15 protein-coding genes are annotated in these 16,030 nt (G+C 53.7%); 9 read left to right on the forward strand and 6 right to left on the reverse strand.

All coding sequences use genetic code 11. The features are described from left to right. Positions 1 to 94: 94 nt before the first annotated feature. On the reverse strand, positions 95 to 739 hold the full coding sequence (nth, locus tag HY788_20385) for an endonuclease III (GenBank protein ID MBI4776502.1): 645 nt from the start codon (positions 737 to 739) through the stop codon (positions 95 to 97). A 167-nt stretch (positions 740 to 906) separates the two neighbouring features. Here nth and HY788_20390 point away from each other — a divergent pair, with 167 nt between their 5' ends. From HY788_20390 to HY788_20400, 3 genes are all read left to right on the forward strand, one after another. Continuing rightward, a complete protein-coding gene (locus tag HY788_20390) occupies positions 907 to 2,841 on the forward strand; it encodes a M48 family metalloprotease (protein ID MBI4776503.1) in 1,935 nt (644 codons plus the stop codon). A 108-nt stretch (positions 2,842 to 2,949) separates the two neighbouring features. Then, a complete protein-coding gene (locus tag HY788_20395) occupies positions 2,950 to 3,240 on the forward strand; it encodes a hypothetical protein (protein MBI4776504.1) in 291 nt (96 codons plus the stop codon). Positions 3,241 to 3,481: 241 nt separating this feature from the next. Then, entirely contained in the window at positions 3,482 to 4,102 is a 621-nt protein-coding gene (locus HY788_20400) for a dual specificity protein phosphatase family protein (protein ID MBI4776505.1), read from the forward strand. 160 nt (positions 4,103 to 4,262) lie between these two features. Here HY788_20400 and HY788_20405 read toward each other — a convergent pair whose 3' ends face one another. Beyond that, on the reverse strand, positions 4,263 to 4,946 hold the full coding sequence (locus tag HY788_20405; protein MBI4776506.1) for a nitroreductase: 684 nt from the start codon (positions 4,944 to 4,946) through the stop codon (positions 4,263 to 4,265). Between the two features lie 396 nt (positions 4,947 to 5,342). Between HY788_20405 and HY788_20410 the strand changes: the two genes are divergently transcribed. The 3 genes from HY788_20410 (at position 5,343) to HY788_20420 (ending at position 9,470) form a co-directional block, all read left to right on the forward strand. Continuing rightward, positions 5,343 to 6,734, forward strand: coding sequence for a TldD/PmbA family protein (locus tag HY788_20410; protein MBI4776507.1), 1,392 nt, complete (start codon positions 5,343 to 5,345; stop codon positions 6,732 to 6,734). A gap of 2 nt (positions 6,735 to 6,736) precedes the next feature. After that, positions 6,737 to 8,044, forward strand: coding sequence for a hypothetical protein (locus HY788_20415; protein ID MBI4776508.1), 1,308 nt, complete (start codon positions 6,737 to 6,739; stop codon positions 8,042 to 8,044). A gap of 463 nt (positions 8,045 to 8,507) precedes the next feature. Next, positions 8,508 to 9,470, forward strand: coding sequence for a ribose-phosphate pyrophosphokinase (locus HY788_20420; GenBank protein ID MBI4776509.1), 963 nt, complete (start codon positions 8,508 to 8,510; stop codon positions 9,468 to 9,470). A gap of 27 nt (positions 9,471 to 9,497) precedes the next feature. Here HY788_20420 and HY788_20425 read toward each other — a convergent pair whose 3' ends face one another. The 4 genes from HY788_20425 to HY788_20440 all read right to left on the reverse strand — a co-directional run bounded on the left by HY788_20425 (position 9,498) and on the right by HY788_20440 (position 13,274). Further along, positions 9,498 to 10,373 carry a phosphodiester glycosidase family protein gene (locus HY788_20425; protein ID MBI4776510.1) on the reverse strand — a complete coding sequence of 292 codons (876 nt, stop codon included), beginning with the start codon at positions 10,371 to 10,373 and terminating at the stop codon, positions 9,498 to 9,500. 73 nt (positions 10,374 to 10,446) lie between these two features. Next, positions 10,447 to 10,872, reverse strand: coding sequence for a hypothetical protein (locus HY788_20430; GenBank protein ID MBI4776511.1), 426 nt, complete (start codon positions 10,870 to 10,872; stop codon positions 10,447 to 10,449). Positions 10,873 to 11,012: 140 nt separating this feature from the next. Then, entirely contained in the window at positions 11,013 to 11,714 is a 702-nt protein-coding gene (locus tag HY788_20435) for a CPBP family intramembrane metalloprotease (protein ID MBI4776512.1), read from the reverse strand. A 6-nt stretch (positions 11,715 to 11,720) separates the two neighbouring features. Beyond that, positions 11,721 to 13,274: a HEAT repeat domain-containing protein gene (locus HY788_20440; protein ID MBI4776513.1), complete on the reverse strand. Its 1,554-nt coding sequence runs from the start codon at positions 13,272 to 13,274 to the stop codon at positions 11,721 to 11,723. A gap of 719 nt (positions 13,275 to 13,993) precedes the next feature. Here HY788_20440 and HY788_20445 point away from each other — a divergent pair. From HY788_20445 to HY788_20455, 3 genes are all read left to right on the forward strand, one after another. After that, positions 13,994 to 14,659, forward strand: a complete 666-nt coding sequence (locus HY788_20445) for a nitrate reductase (protein ID MBI4776514.1) — start codon at positions 13,994 to 13,996, stop codon at positions 14,657 to 14,659. A 53-nt stretch (positions 14,660 to 14,712) separates the two neighbouring features. Further along, positions 14,713 to 15,459, forward strand: coding sequence for a (Fe-S)-binding protein (locus tag HY788_20450; GenBank protein ID MBI4776515.1), 747 nt, complete (start codon positions 14,713 to 14,715; stop codon positions 15,457 to 15,459). A 66-nt stretch (positions 15,460 to 15,525) separates the two neighbouring features. Further along, positions 15,526 to 15,999 carry a (Fe-S)-binding protein gene (locus tag HY788_20455; GenBank protein ID MBI4776516.1) on the forward strand — a complete coding sequence of 158 codons (474 nt, stop codon included), beginning with the start codon at positions 15,526 to 15,528 and terminating at the stop codon, positions 15,997 to 15,999. The last annotated feature ends 31 nt before the right edge of the window (positions 16,000 to 16,030 follow it).

Here is a 16,030-nt window from a genome sequence, read left to right on the forward strand (position 1 = left end):
CACGTCCTGCGATCCCACCACCTTCGACCTGCTTCCGAGGCTCCGTTCCGGTCTCGATTCCGGTTGTCCTCGAGCGCCTGCCTGAAATTCACTGTCATGTCTTGTTCCTCGATTCCTGATAATAGTCGCAGTGGGTTTTGAGTTCACACTCGGGACATTTGGGTTTCCGCGCCGTGCAAGTGAGACGCCCGTGCCAGATCATCCGGTGGCTGAGTCGGTTCCAGGACTCCTTGGGAAAAAGTTCCATGAGGTCGAATTCGATTTTGACTGCGTCTTTGTTCCCGGTGAGTCCCAGACGTTGGGCCACCCGCGATACGTGCGTATCCACAACGATTCCCGGGATTCCGTAAGTCTCTCCCAGGATCAGGTTGGCCGTCTTTCTCCCGATACCGGGAAGCTTTACCAGTTCTTCCTGACTCGGCGGCACCTCACCCCCGAAACGCTCCACCAGGGCCTCGGCGCATCCTTTCAAGCTCTTGGCTTTGTTCCGGAAAAATCCGGTGGGACGGACGGCTTCCTCCAATTCATCCGGAACGGCCCGAGCCATGTCCCTGACATCGGGATACTTCTTGAACAGGTCCGGCGTTACCTGATTCACCCGTTCATCGGTACACTGCGCCGACAGAATCGTCGCAACCAGCAGCTCCCACGGATTCCCGTAATTCAACGCGCAAGACGCGTCAGGCAGCATCCGATCCAGCTTTTTTTCGATCCATGATGCTTTCTGTTTGAGATCCATCCAAGGCTCCTGTCTTTGCATGCACCCGAGAATGGTTCGTTCGGAGCAGGCGTGGTTCGCTTGCACCTCGGACACTTTCCTGTTACTAATGCCCCGAACCTGATGTCCCATGTGGACTTGCCGGCGATCTTCGGGATCGCCGGATACATACGCAGAGCACCGAAGTTATGATATACGAATACTTCATTATTTTCATTACCGTATTGATCGTCTACACCACCTTCGAGCCCCCGGCGGTGGATCCGGTTCAAACCGGGATGCGCTGGGTGGCCTCTCTGCTGGTCTTCACGGTTTACGGAGTGCTGGTGGGCGTGGTGTTCAAACGTCTCGCCGGATTGGCCGCCGGGAACAGTGTCGCTTTGGGCCTGATACAGAAACGGTACCGGCGCTGCCTGACCTGGTTTTCCATTCTCGCGATGGCTTGCTTCACTTTTCACGTCTACGTTCTGAACGTCAAGGCGGATTTTCAAGCGCTACCGTGGAGCAGGTCGTTCCCGACATTGTCTTCCTTCCTTGCTCTCTGCGTATTCTTCGCTTATCTGATCGTGATGTGGTGGTCCGCCTATCCACTGGCGCGCAGGCTTTTCGGACTGGAGTGGACCCGCAGCAGCTTTGTGCTCGCCCGTCTCAGGCTTTACGGTTCCATATTGGCGCCGTGGTTCATCCTGTCATGTACGACGGATGTTATGGAGCTTACCGCCTTCAACCCCCTGGCAAGACTGGGCGCATTCACCCAGGAAATCGTCTTTTTTGGGACCTTCGTGGGATTGTTCGCCGTATTCGGCCCGGTGCTGATTCGTTATTTCTGGGGACTCGCCCCGCTTCCTCCCGGTCCCGTTCGAAACCACATTGAGGGCGAATGCATCAGAAATCACTTCCGCTACCGCGATATCATGCTATGGCCTTTGTTCGAACGGGAGTTGCTGACGGCGGGCGTCATGGGCATCATTTCCAGATTCAGATACATCATGATCAGTCCATCTCTGCTGAACCTATTGAATTCGGAAGAACTCACCGGTGTGTTGGCTCACGAGATCGGGCATATCAAGAGAAAACACATGCTTTATTATATGTTTCTTATCATGGGATATGTGGTGCTTGTGTATCCGTTGTTTACGATCTTTGCGCTATTGGCGCCTTATAGCGACACGCTGATCTCCCTGGTTACTTCTTCTTCGCCGTCCGAGACCACCCGATTGTCCCTTCTTCTCACGATACCGATGCTGGGCGGATTCGTGCTGTATTTTCGTTTTGTATTCGGGTACTTCATGCGAAACTTCGAACGACAGGCGGACCTGTTCAGTCTTCAACAGACCGGAAACGCTGAAGCCTTGACGCGTTCATTGGAAAAAATCGCGTATTTCAGCGGTACTCCTCCCGGCACGCCTTCATGGCATCATTTCAGTGTGCGGGAACGGATCGAAACGCTCAATCGGGCGACTTTCGAACCCCGTCTCATTCCTGCCCACGATTCCAAGATAAAACGATCCATATGGTTGTATGTGTCGGTTGTGCTAGTGGTGGGTGTGGGGGCGTACGTTCTGGAGCAATCCCCGGTACGGGCCGCGCTGGAACGCGTCAGCGTTGAAAAAGCGTTGACTCGCTATATCGAACACCATCCCGATGATGCGAACGCCCTATCCATGCTAGGCAGTCTCTACTTCGAACAAAAGCGTTTCGGAGACGCTGAACATTCATATCAGGCGGCCCTGGACATCAACCCCGTGGACCCGGAGACGTTGAACAACCTGGCATGGCTTTACGCCACTTCCGAAGATCCCGCTTTCAGCAAGCCGAAGGAGGCGCTCGATCTGGCTGAGAAGGCCGCACGTTTGAAGCCGGCTCCGCACATATTGGATACTCTGGCCGAAAGCTATTACCGGAATGGACGTTTCGACGAGGCTGTGTTGCAGGCGGAGGATATCCTACGCCTGCCTTTGGAGGATCGCAGCTACTTCGAAGAACAGCTGGCCAAATTCCGCCGGGCCCTCGAGGAAGCGAAAGAAAACGGTTCGAACACCCCAATGGAATGGCATCGGACTAGGAGCGGTGCAGGAATCCCTCGGCGAGCCGAATGTGCCGGGGGTTCGCCCCACCCCTGAGGGTGGCCGCTTCGAGGGCGCAGATCCGACGATTTTCCTAGCCGAAGCCTGCGCCAAACAGTAGACGAACCGAGTTCCACCTCGGCTGTTATCCGGGAAGGAGGATGCATGGGAAAACAGCACCGCATGGTCATCGAACTGGATGAAACGAACCAAATCGTTCGCCTGACAGCCGACGCCGAAATAGAAGCGTTCGTCCTCAAAAAGACTTCCTCGTCCATTCCCGGAGAATACATCGGACGGTACTCGAGCGAGGTAGGGCCGGAATATGTTCAAGAAGCCTTCGAACGAGTGGATCGCAGCCACAACAGCGCCGAGCGGATTTTGAGGGAGAAACTCCTTCCTGCGGATGTGGTCGAGGAAATGTGTCACGCTCCCTATCGGTTCGGCGACAAATAGCCTGCCGTTTACCGGAGGACCGCCTGCCCCACATCCGATTTCCCGGCCATCTTCAGTTTAAGTCACTTGAGTTAGGGGGGAGGGAAGTGATAGGATTGATAAAAGCAGCGTTCGATGACTAAGATTTCGCGGCACTAGGAAAATCAGAAGCGGTCATCCGTCGGAATTCGTTCGAATAGGAGCGGAGACGCGGAAGAACCGTATTCTCTCAGACGGATACCCCCGAACACCTGGAGCTTACGTGGCTGCTTCTCCCAGGCCATCATCAACAGCAATGGAGCCCGAGTCCAACATGGAGAACTCGCGGCGTTGGTTCAGCTCGAAAATCCAGCTGGCGCTTATCTTTCTATGTCTGATTCTCTTTGCCACCGGATCCTGCATATTTTATATAGAAGAACAAAATAATTTCCATTTGGTCACGACGGAATCCGCATACAGGTCCGCCCAATTGGACCGAGGTGAACTCCAATACTATGTATCAAAGTATGATATTAAATCTATCATAAATCTCCGAGGTGAATGCACCGGCGAGCAATGGTACGGAGAGGAAAAGGACGTCAGTCGGATGCTTGGTGTAAAGCATTACGATATTGATTTATCGGCCTACATTAAGCCGACGCCGGACCAAATGGATCGATTGATCGCCATTTTTAGAGAGGCGAAGCCTCCTGTTCTGATCCACTGCAGAGGCGGCGCGGACCGATCGGGGTTTGCGTCGGCTGTATGGAAAGTGATTATTGATAAAGAAACGAAGTCGACAGCACAAAAGCAGTTGTCTATCGTCTACGGTCATTTACCTTTTGGAGCCGCCCGCGTTCTCGACGATTTCTTCGAAGACTGGCAGCCGGAACCGCTTTCCTGAGCCTTTCTTTTGGTCGATCAAAAGAGTTCCCCTCCACTCCACGAACATGAGACCGCATCAGGGGAACCGCCGACTCCCGCATCGGGTTCCTTCAGTCCCCTCTCCCATGGCTGAAAGAATGGCTTAAGACAAGTAACGGCCCTCTGAACTCTTCAGACCGCTAGTCCACAAAAGTAAGTATGTTTTCCAAGGCTTCCCTTTCAGATAGGATGTTGTTGATCGGATGATCCCAATCCGGCTTCCCGATGGCCATGCCGATAACAATGAACTTCGAATCCGGGATCTTTACGATCTCCCTCAGTGTATCCGGATAGTCGACAATGGCTCGCATGATGCAGGTTCCAAGGCCATACTGTTGGGCCATGAGGGCTATGGTCTGAGCCATGATGCCCGAATCCACAAGCGGCCATCCGCCGCTCAGCAGTTTGTCGTGCACAATGATCAGAACGGCGGGGGCGCCGAAAAAATGATACATGTTTTCATAGTATTCCCGTAAACGCTCGTCATCGCCCTTCAGGATGCCCACGGCTTCGAATATCTGCTTTGCCAGCCTTACACTTCGATCCCTGTAAATCCCCCGAAGTCTCGGCCCCACATTCCCTATGCTCGGTATCGTGATATCCGGCTTGGGTTCGATGCCCAGCCGATACTTCTCCGTACAGGCTTCTCTAAGTTCATCGAGGGCGTTACCCGAGACCAGATAGAATTCCCACGGTTGGGAGTTCACTCCGGAAGGTGCCCGGACAGCCGTCACTAACAACTCCCTGACGATGCGCCGGGGTACGGGCTCCGGCTTGAAAGCCCTGATGGACCTCCTGGATGTTATGGCGTCTACTAGATCCATACGGTTTCCTTTCTATTTCTCCTCGATGGGGCGTTGAATCGCAACGTGTCAATACTCGGAGTCGTGATCTGAGATAAGTGATCGCTGATTCCAGCCATACTACCCGGCCCCCGATTCGCCTTCAAGCCTTAATGCAAGACTGCCTGAAGGCGTCTCGAATGGCCCCGGCTTGGTCCGATTCGGCGACCCTCGGAATGAAGGCCAAGGTTGTTTCCCAGTCCTTTCGATTTGAAATCTCCTCATTGGTGGAGTACCCTCCACAAAAGACAAGAAAGGGGTACATCCACATTCGCTTCGCATGTGGAGTCTTGTTGGAGATCCGCGAGCCTGCCTGCTGCTGCGGCGGGTTTCACTTCTTTCGAGCGGGCTGTAAGAAGCGGACAGGGAGAATTGCAGGTGAATATCGATCAGGGACTGTTTCCGATCCTTTCGGACTGTGTGTTCGATCTCGAGCGAGAAGTGCCCTACGCTTGCGCGCTGGCCTTGCAGCACGAAGGAGAACGCGTCGTATGGCAGAACAAGCGCCAAATCGTGGAAGAAATCCATCCGGTCAAGGGCGTGGTCCTGACTGTATTTACGGGAAAACACTTTATCGAAGCGGCGACCAATGACTTGACCTCCGCAGCATTGAGGAAAGCCACTCGAGATCTCCGTGACATGGCCGGATACGATGGGATCCGATACGACGGTATAGAGGTGGATCCGGGTCCAAAGATGAAAAAGGCCTATCGTGTCGAATGCAAAGACCGTCCCGAGCAGATACCGCTAAACGAGAAGCTGGACGCTCTGGGCGATACGCAGGCCAAACTTCGCGCCATGGATTCGCGAATCGCCGACGCTGTCATACAATATGGGCACACGCGAGACCGGGAAGTATTTGTCAACCGGAACAAGCTCCTCTATCAGCACCTTCGCAGGACCCAGGCCGTGGCTTTGGTCATCGTAAGGGAGGGCGCCAAATCCGCGTCGCTCCATACAGGACACTGCTTTCAGGGAGGCTGGGAACACGCCCACATCAACGAACAAGAACTGGAGAGCCTCGTTTCGGACGGGCTTCTCCAGCTTGCCGCCGATCGTCTGATCCCAGGTACCTACGACGCCATCCTTTCCCCGGAATTCGCCGGACTATTTGCGCACGAGGCTTTCGGTCATGGTACGGAAGCGGACATGTTTCTAAAAAAGCGGTCCATGGGGCAAGCGTATATGGGCAAAGAGGTGGCCTCGCCTCTGGTGAACATGTCGGACGATCCGAGTTTGCCCGGACAAGCGGGATCTTATTTGTTCGACCATGAAGGCGAGATCTCTTCCTGCACCCGCATCCTAGTGGGTGGCATCCTGACACAGGCCCTGACGGACATGAACTCGGCCATGCGGCTGAACCTCCCCCGAACGGCCAATGGAAGGAGGGAATCGTTCGAGCGAAAGGCGTACGCGCGCATGAGCAACACCTTCTTCGAGTCCGGCGGGCATACCCTGGACCAGATGCTTTCCGATATCGACCACGGGTATATGCTGGACCGACCGAGCAACGGCATGGAGGATCCCAAAGGCTGGGGCATTCAGCTCGAAGGATACCTGGCGCGGGAAATCAGGCATGGGAAGTTAACTGGACGCGTGTTCTCTCCGGTTATTGTCACGGGATCCGTCCCGGAGTTGTTGAAATCCATCTCCATGGTTGGGAACAGCGTCAGGATTTCAGGTCTGGGCATGTGCGGCAAAGGCCACAAGGAATGGGTGAAGGTTACGGACGGTGGACCTTATTTGAGACTTCGGGCGCGACTGGGGTGAGTATGGGATTTCCCGGACTTGACGAAATTTTTGTGTTTCTATCCCAGGTGAAACCACTCACCGCCTGGGAAGCACTGGTTGTAAGCTCGTCCGCTTTTCAGGAATTTCGAATAATGGATGAGGTCGAGTGTGTCCGCGAATTGAATTCCGACCGGCTTCTCCTCCGCTTGTATGCAGAGAGGGTATTGGATGGGAAAAGAGTGTTGGGAGAATCTTCCCTCGTGTTGAACCCATTGGACGAATTTCGGTCCCGGGTCCGCCGATCCATTGAAATGGCCGCACTGGTGAAAAACGAGCCTTTCGATTTGCCGGGGCCGGGCCAACACTATTCCGAGGTCGAGACTCATGATCCGACAATGGCGGCCAATCCCTTCCACCACATCGCCACGGTGCGAAAACGGCTCGAGGTCAAGAGCCGGCAAGAACAGGTTGTGCTGAGCTCGTCCGAAGTGTGGATTGAGGAGAAGCGCAGGACTTTCCGCAACTCCCTTGGAATCGAGGCGGGTTATTCGGAGACGGAGCTGTTCGTTGACTTCGTGTGTCTGGCGAAAGACGGCTTGGGACATGAATCGGAAAGCCATGGCTGCAGGAAAGTCCGGAGGCTGCAGGATCTGGATCCTGATTCCATGGTGGCGCGGAACGCCCGTTTCGCTCGCGATACCCTGTCCGCTGAAGAACCTCCTACCGGAGAGTTTGACGTTGTCTTTTCTCACGAAAGCCTGGACAGCCTTTTCAATTATTTTGTGGCCCAATCGGGCGGTCCGGCCGCTTACCATGGTTGGTCCAGGTTTAAGAACGGCGAGCCGGTGGTCTCGGAAGTGGCGGGAGACCGAATCACATTGACCAGCGACCCGGCCCTGCCTGGAGGGCTGAAATCACTTCCTTTTGACGACAACGGTCTTTCGATGCGTCCTGTCAAGGTGATCGAAAACGGTCTTTTATGCCAACGTCCGGTGGAAAAGCGTTATGCCCAATACTTGCGCCTCGAACCCAGCGGAGCTTTTGCAAACGTGGTGATCGAGCCGGGTGCAACCCCTTTCGATTCGTTATTCAATCCGAAACCCGTCCTCCATTGTGTCCGTTTTTCCACTTTCGATCCGGACCCCGTATCAGGGGCGTTCTCCGGCGAAATCAGACTCGGATATTGGCTTACGGACTCCGGCGTGAAGCCGGTCAAAGGCGGATCCGTGAGCGGCGTTATGGAAAACGCGTTCCGACGGGCGACCTTTTCGTCGGAAACAGTTCAAAGGGAAGCCTATCACGGCCCCAAAGGCGTAAAGCTCTGCAATTTAGCCGTGGCAGGCTCTTAGAACGGTATGGTAAAGAGGCCTGGTTTGCTTGCCCTTGGGACGCAGGAGTCCCTGCGAAGGCTCCGGACGCGGCGCGGTTCTGCATGTTCAACTCGAACCCGGACATCGCAGCCTTGAACCAATGACAGGATCCCTGAAAGCGAAAAAGCACGTCAAAAAGACAAAATTGCGCGTTTCAAGGGCTGCGGTTTCAAGAGCGGCGCTGTTTTTCGCTTAACGCACTGATATTCCAAATGTTCTATAGCAAAAGCGCAAGATTTCATAAATATTCCCGCATATAGGAGATATATACAGCAGATCCCCACCGCACGTATCCAGCTTCCTGGTTTTCTTTCCTCAGGTCTCTTGATCTTTTCCGACCGAATTGTTACATAACACCCCCCCTAGTGAGCCGCCACTGGGAATAGTCAATGATGGATTCGGGGGGATCGCTGAAAGGCGACCCCGCTTTTCGGGAGAAGATATGGGAAATTCCAGAGGAGAGTTGAAGGTATTTGCCGGAGGCAGCAACCCGGGCCTGGCCGGCCGCATCTGCGAAACCGTGCGTGTGCCGCTCGGGAAAGCCAAACTTACCAGATTCAGCGACGGCGAGCTGTTTGTCGAGATTCAGGAGAACGTGCGAGGAAGGGATGTGTTCGTGATCCAATCCTCGTGCAATCCGGTCAACGACAACCTGATGGAACTGCTTCTGATGATCGATGCTTTAAAACGCGCCTCGGCCGGCCGGATCACAGCCATGATTCCCTACTACGGCTATGCCCGGCAGGATCGCAAGAACGCTCCGAGAGTCCCTATCAGCGCAAAACTGGTAGCGGATCTCATCAGCGCCGCGGGCGCCGAACGAGTGGTCACCATGGATCTGCACGCCGGGCAGATTCAGGGTTTTTTCAATATTCCAGTGGACAACTTGTACGCCTCCCAGGTGTTTTTCCCCTTTATGCGTGAAGAATTCATGGGTAAGAAAATTGTGGTCGTCTCTCCCGACGCCGGTGGAATGTTACGGGCCCGGGCCTACGGCAAGATCCTCAATACCAAGATTGCGATGATCGACAAACGGAGGCCTGAACCCAACAAAGCCGAAGTCATGCATATTGTCGGTAACGTGGACGGAAACATCTGCATTATACTGGACGATATGGTGGACACGGCGGGCACGCTGTGCGCCGGAGCCCAAGGCCTGGTGGAGAACGGAGCTCAGAAGATCCTGGCGTTCTGCACGCATCCCGTCCTGAGCGGACCGGCCATTCAACGAATCAATGATTCGGTCATCGAAAAAATCTATACGAGCGATACCATACCGTTGAGCGAGGAAGCCGTCAAATGCGCCAAAATCCAAGTGCTCAGCGTGGCCGGGGTGTTTGCTCAGGCGATCATCGGAATTCACAAAGACGATTCCATCTCCACGCTGTTCACGATACAACATTAGAGTCCGGATCGCTTAAACGAGAGCGTCTCAACCTTCTTTTGGAAATATGGCGATAACTGCGGGAATCCGAAGCTGGATGGGTATGGATACGTTTTTCACCGGTGCTCCGGATGACCAGCTTCCGTAAGTCTCGTAGAGAAATTCCGGCGTTTTCACGACCAATTGGGCCTGATGTCCGCCATCCAGCCCCATGGCGTTGTGAAGGTCCAGATCCAAATCGGCGATGAAACCGGTGAAGTCGTGCAGCGTATATCCTCCCTCTGTACACAGCACGACGATCCGCCCATCCTTCAGTGAGGCTAAAGCCGTCCGGTTCGCTATGCGTTCGCTTTCCCTTATTCGCACATTCCCCAAGTGGTCCAACAACATGTAGGATTGGACGGCAAATGAATAGGACCCGCCGGATGGGTCTCCTTGCAGGAATTGGAGGTCTAAAATCCGGGCAACGGAAAGGCCTTCGGACTCCCCGGTCTGGACAAACAAGCCCTTCCATCTTCTGTTGAAAGGCGTGCCATAGTTCTTTCCATCTTTGACCAGCAATCCCATGTGCTTCAGGTCATCGTAGTATTGGCCTGCGTTGAACACCACGAGAGCATCCAGGTATTCTCTCCACTGTCCTGCGTCCAACAAAGCCTGCTCTTTCGATTGGGTGAAGTGAAATGCCTCGAACTTGTACCGAGAGGGATCAATCAATAGCGCGGCCGTATAGCGACTGCCTTTGCGGCAGTATTTCGGATCGTAGATATGGTCGAAGAAAAGCCCGGGAAGAAGTTGTTTCCACCGGACCCCGATGGGTTCGGCGCATAGAACAGAAATCGAGTAGGCCAGGAAAACAAGAACGCCGATGGCGGCCCTGCAAACGGTGTATACGTTTCCTCTCCACTTGCCGGTCAGCTGCGGCATGGATACAACTCCAAGCCTCAAATACCCTGTTCCGCGCCCGTCAGCCCCAGACCTCTCGAATCACCACTAAACGTCACGAAGCTTCGCCCACCCGCGTAACTACGGAATCCACCGCCTTATAAATCTCCTCATCCGTGCCGTAGATCTCTTCCACCGATTGGTGGTCGATCAATTTTTCCACTATGAACGCGGTTAGATAAAGACTCACAAAATTGGGAACCGGAACCACGGTTCGGAACGGCGCCGTCTGGTATTCGATCTCAAAATCCTCGGCGGATACCATTTGGCGAAGGCATAGTTCTAACTGTCTTACAAGCTCACGTCGGTTCGAGGTTGCCACCAGACCTGTATCGAGCAGTCTTTGGGCCAATCGATTGCTCAAGTCCTCGACCTGAGATCGGATTTGTTGGAGTAGTCTTTCCCGACCATGGTCTTTGGACGAATCCAATCTGGAAAGGATCTTCTCCTCACGTAGGTTCGGAAAAAACTCTTTTGCCATTAAGTGCTCCTTAGACCCTTAATAATGCCAGCATATCTGGCGAGTCTTTTTATTTTATTCTCTAACAAACTGAAAAGCAATGACCGATTCTACGCCGGGGTTTCCCGTCCCTCAAAAAAATATCACCGGGAGAAAGGTTCTCATTTCAGGATGTGCGCCCACCAGAGTCCGTAACCCCAGAGGAACCCATTCCCCGAGACATGAATAACGATAGGAGTCCAGAGGCTTCGCGAGTGCTCAAAAGAAAGGGCGCACAATGCTCCTCCGAATACCGCGGGCACGATTCGGGCAGGGCTTATCCCATGCACGGCGGCGAACAAAGTGGCCGTCAGGATCACGACGACCCAAACGGAAAACCTTTTTCGAAGGGCCCCGTACAACAATCCGCGGAACACCAGCTCTTCCACGAAGGGGCTCAGCATGACGGCCACCAATAGGTAGCCCATTCCCGGCCACGGGAGCCTGAACCAGACGCTGTCCGCCGGAAACAGTCTTGGGAGTCTCCCACAGGCGAGGTGAATAACCACCAGAGCCGTCGCTGCGGCACCTCCCAAAACCAAGCTCCAGGCGACTCCCAGACGGACGCCCCTTTTCCAAGTCTCTTTCTGAAAGCCTATTTGCCTCCACTTGAGATAGGGACTCCGAGCCATCGCCACGAGCAAAAGCCCGTCCAGCAAACGCGCCGACGCAGTCACCGACAGGATCCCGTTTATGCTTGGAGGAAACAGCAGGGCCACCCATCTTCCCCATATCCACTCAAGGGCCGCCAACACTACAAAAACGGTCAGCGCCACTGGTATACGAGGTCCGTTCTCTTCCCGCGATTCCGGTTGTTCGGCCATTCCAGATCATCCACTCTCGCTAAGATGCGTCCTGCCGTTGGATCGGAGAGCGCGATAGACAACGTCCCGCACATACCAATCCGTTCTGGTCCGATACGTCCGTCTGAGGGCCCTCACGGCTTCGGATGAATGAAACCGCTCCAGACCGCGCGCACTGGCGCCCGCCACATGAACGCACGAAAGTTCCAGATTGTCGATCAAACGGTTCATCACGGGCTTACCCTCGTTTCCCCGCACCATCCGGGCGGCCCAGTAACGAACGCGTATGTCGGGGTCATTCAGAAGTCGAAGCAGCACTCCCGGATCCCGGAAACCCGATCCCATCGCTTCTCCCAGCAACCGGACGGCCCGCACTTGAGCCCACCCATGTTCGCACAGCGCCAATCGGGTCAGCGTTTCGGCGTCCGCTGGAAACGGAAACAGCAGGTGAAACCCGATCAACAGAACTGCGCCTATCGGTAGAACCGCCTCCCCCACAAGGGAACTCGGCCTCCCTACCAATCGGCCCAATCCACGGACAAGCCGCGTCAATACCCAAGCGGCTCCTCCGATCATGGCGCCGGGTATGCCGACGAAGAGACTCAGCCCTATCCAGAAACAAAGCCCGGCCTTTGAAGCATTCCATTCCTCATGAACCAGCAATTCCGGCAGGAAAGAGATTCGGCTCATTTCTATCCGCTCTTCTCTGCCGGCGCCGGGTTCGCTCACTACCAAGTACGGATGTTCCTTTTTCAGAATCCAGTCCCAATCAGCCTCGGAATCCTCCAACGAACCACCGACCAGAATGACTCCGTTGCGATTCAGAACCCGTTCCAGTTGCCGCCATTCCTGCTCTTCGAACTGCGCCCTTGGCGCCAAGCACAGCGGCTGGGTCTTCCGCGCGGGATGCTTGATCGGTTCGGCCGCCATGAGGGTGTACCGATAATAGAAATCGTTCGCCGGGCGACCCCAGTCATTACTTAGAAGTAATGCGTCCCGGACGGATTTGAAGTCGTGGATTCCCGAGTTCAGAGCGATCAAGGCCGGCAACAGGACGGCTCCCGTGAATCCGGGCAAACGGCGGAGGATTTCCTTCAATTCAGGGATGGTATTCGAGCCGCTCCGGAATAGCCAGATATAGAGCCAGCAGCCCGTACCCAACACAAAAGCGGATTCGCGGAATGCAACTTCATGTCGATTCAGGGAACAGCCTAATGCCGTCATTATGAAAAGCAACAGCAACCACTTCACCGCCCTGCGCGTTCCGGGTCCCCGAAAAAAATACAGCCAGGGGAGGAACAAAACGGGGAGACCCAAGCCCAGGCTGAATGCATAAAAGAGCGCGGCATACGCCGCCGAAGCAACCGACCTCAATTCATCACCCAGTGCGGCCCCGGGTACGGACAGAAGGTTCAGCTGTTCAACGATGGCTTGTCGTTCGAACAAAGCCCGGTTGTTTTCACTCGTCAGAGCGAAACCCAATCCGAAGGAACACGCTACTGAAAGGCAAACACACAGCAGCGCGGAACCGAATGCAGCGCCTCGGATCGCGTTGTTGCCGGTACTCAGATTGCTTCGCATTTGATCAGATTAGCATATACGGGGTAAAGGCGCCATCCGGTATTCCGTGGGCCGATCAAGCGGTGAATGATCCGACCCGGACTCCTCATAACGGGGTTAGGGTGAACGAATCTTCCTTCCTTCGATGATCAAGGATACTTAACCGCTCGAAATACGTTTTCCGAGTCGATTTTTTTCTCAAGTAGTTTTCGATATTGCCGATAAAATAAACAAGAGAGCATCACTTCTCACTCCATCCCCCTTATGCCTCAAGGCTTCCCGACCTGGTTGGGGTCGGCCTTGGGGCCCTTCTTTTTTTGTCCTTGGAGTTGTCCGAAATTTGGAATTCCCGATCCCCGGTTCTGTGTGAGGGTACATTTGCATGAGGCGGCCGATGAGATGGGTAATTACGTAACGGCTGCTACCTTTTTACCCACGGCGAAATTCTACCTGTACATTTAATGGGTTAGACACTTTTTATTCTCTGCGGGCTGTCTCTGTCCCCCCATCCGACACCCTCCCCACCCCCTCTGACGGCCATAACCACTTGACATTGTTTTTTTATTTCCCTACCCTCTTTGGGCACAGGCGTTGCTAAAGGAGAACCGGATTTGCTTGCGGAACAGGAACCCGATGGTTAAATTTTAATTTTACGTTCCTGACTCGAAAAGGGGAGGTCGGCGCCCGAATGTTCGCGGGACGCTTCATTAGGCTTTTTATGAAAGGAGATGGATAAGACCATGTCGTTTTATTCCTTTGTCGAAGGTCCTTTATTATGGATCGCCATTTTGACGTTCATTATCGGCAGTCTGATTCAGGCTGTCTTGTTTTTTTCCCTTTCTCGGAAAAAGGATAAGATCATTTATGAACATTTCAGCCTGAAATACGTGCTTGCGACGTTTTTCAAGTGGCTGCTTCCCATAAATAGAACCGTCGGCAAGAATCCGATTTTTACGATTCTTGGGTACATTTTCCACATATGTCTGATCGTGGTGCCCATCTGGCTGGCGGGTCACATCATGCTTTGGGAGGAGTCCCGATTCGAATGGTATTGGACGCCGATACCCGATTCCCTCGCCGACTGGATGACCCTGATTTTTCTGGCCATCGCCGTTTTCTTCTTGCTGAGACGACTCATTTCCCCCGACATTCGACTGATTTCAACCTTTTCCGATTATTTCCTGCTTGTTGTAACCGCGCTGCCCTATGCTACCGGTTACTTTCTGACGCATGGGACGCTTGATCATGTCGCTTTTCTTTCGGGGAATATGCAATTGATTCATATGCTTTCAGGAGAGCTCATGCTGATCCTGATCCCTTTCACTAAGCTGTCTCATTTCATACTCTTTTTCTTTTCCAGGGCGTCTACGGGTATCGAGTTTGGGCGGAGAGGTTATTCTGTCTAGGCCAATAACACTTTTATCAGTTTCAAAATAATCCTTATGGGAGATTCATAGGTATGAACGAAATCAATGCTCAGAAGGTCAATGACTTTTTGAAAACCCGGATTGGGGCGCGTTTCAAGACCTGGTTGAAGATTTGTACTCATTGCGGGATGTGCGCCGACACCTGTCATTTCTATCGCGCCAACGACAAAGATCCTAAGATGATTCCTTCTTACAAGGTACGATTCTTATTAGATATTTTGAAGAAAAAAGGCAAAGTAGATAAAGAGTACCTGGATAAAGTGTATTCCACAGTATACCACGAGTGCAACATGTGTCGACGATGCACTCACTACTGTCCTTTCGGCATCGACATTGCATTGCTGATTTCACTCCTCAGGGCGATGCTGTTCGACCAGAACATCGCTCCGGAAGGATTGCGCAAAGCCATCGAGAATTACCGGCAGTTCGGGAACCAGATGGCCGTTACCGATGAAGATTGGGTAGATACCATCCAGTGGTGCGAGGAGGAAACGGCGGAGGAGCTCGTGGGCCTCACAATCCCCATCGATAAAGTGGGCGCCAAAATGCTGTATACCGTCAACGCACGGGAGCCGATGTTCTATCCTCAGGATATGATGGAGGCTGCGAAGATCTTCTATGTGGCGGGAGAAGACTACACCTATTCCAGCAAACCCGGCTGGGACGATACGAACCTCGCCATGTTTTGCGGTGATGTGAAGACGGCGCGCACCATCGTTGAGAACACCTTCAAAAGAGCGGATGAATTGGAGGTGCAGCAAGTCGGGGTTACCGAATGAGGCCACGCCTACCGAGCGCTTCGGTTCGAAGCGCCTACCTGGCTGGGATACACTCCGAAACAAGAAGTGATTCATTCGGTCGAGCTTTTTCACGACTATATCAAGGAAGGCAGGATTAAGCTCAGGGAGAAAATCAAAGAGCCTACCACGGTCCAAGACCCTTGCAACGTGGTGCGCAGCGGCGGCCTGGCGGCAAAGAACCAGGCTCTGGCCGACATGATCTCCGAAGACTTCCGCCCCATGAGAAATCAGGGAAACTACAATTTCTGCTGCGGAGGCGGCGGCGGCGCCATGCCCATGGGCGGCGAAATGCGCAAGCACCGTCTGAAATGCGGAAAAGTCAAAGCCGATCAGATCAAGGAGACGGGCGCCAAGGTTGTATTCGTTCCCTGCCACAACTGTATCGATCAGATCAGGGACCTTTCAAAAGAATATGATCTGGGCATCAAAGCGATTCACTACAAGGAAGCGATTTCGGAACTCATGGAGATCCCGGAGCACATGATTCCGAAAGAAGAAGGGGAAGCAGGGGAGGAATAGAAGAACCTGGACGGAGCCGGAAGGTTTGATC

The sequence above is a fragment of the Deltaproteobacteria bacterium genome (assembly GCA_016208165.1).
Lineage (GTDB): Bacteria > Desulfobacterota > Desulfarculia > JACQYL01 > JACQYL01 > JACQYL01.

Excerpts from the sequence above, each read along its gene's own strand:
- nth (MBI4776502.1), bottom strand. The coding sequence starts at position 739 with ATGGATCTCAAACAGAAAGCATCATGGATCGAAAAAAAGCTGGATCGG.
- HY788_20390 (MBI4776503.1), top strand. The coding sequence starts at position 907 with ATGATATACGAATACTTCATTATTTTCATTACCGTATTGATCGTCTAC.
- HY788_20395 (MBI4776504.1), top strand. The coding sequence starts at position 2,950 with ATGGGAAAACAGCACCGCATGGTCATCGAACTGGATGAAACGAACCAA.
- HY788_20405 (MBI4776506.1), bottom strand. The coding sequence starts at position 4,946 with ATGGATCTAGTAGACGCCATAACATCCAGGAGGTCCATCAGGGCTTTC.
- HY788_20415 (MBI4776508.1), top strand. The coding sequence starts at position 6,737 with ATGGGATTTCCCGGACTTGACGAAATTTTTGTGTTTCTATCCCAGGTG.
- HY788_20420 (MBI4776509.1), top strand. The coding sequence starts at position 8,508 with ATGGGAAATTCCAGAGGAGAGTTGAAGGTATTTGCCGGAGGCAGCAAC.
- HY788_20425 (MBI4776510.1), bottom strand. The coding sequence starts at position 10,373 with ATGCCGCAGCTGACCGGCAAGTGGAGAGGAAACGTATACACCGTTTGC.
- HY788_20430 (MBI4776511.1), bottom strand. The coding sequence starts at position 10,872 with ATGGCAAAAGAGTTTTTTCCGAACCTACGTGAGGAGAAGATCCTTTCC.
- HY788_20435 (MBI4776512.1), bottom strand. The coding sequence starts at position 11,714 with ATGGCCGAACAACCGGAATCGCGGGAAGAGAACGGACCTCGTATACCA.
- HY788_20440 (MBI4776513.1), bottom strand. The coding sequence starts at position 13,274 with ATGCGAAGCAATCTGAGTACCGGCAACAACGCGATCCGAGGCGCTGCA.
- HY788_20445 (MBI4776514.1), top strand. The coding sequence starts at position 13,994 with ATGTCGTTTTATTCCTTTGTCGAAGGTCCTTTATTATGGATCGCCATT.
- HY788_20450 (MBI4776515.1), top strand. The coding sequence starts at position 14,713 with ATGAACGAAATCAATGCTCAGAAGGTCAATGACTTTTTGAAAACCCGG.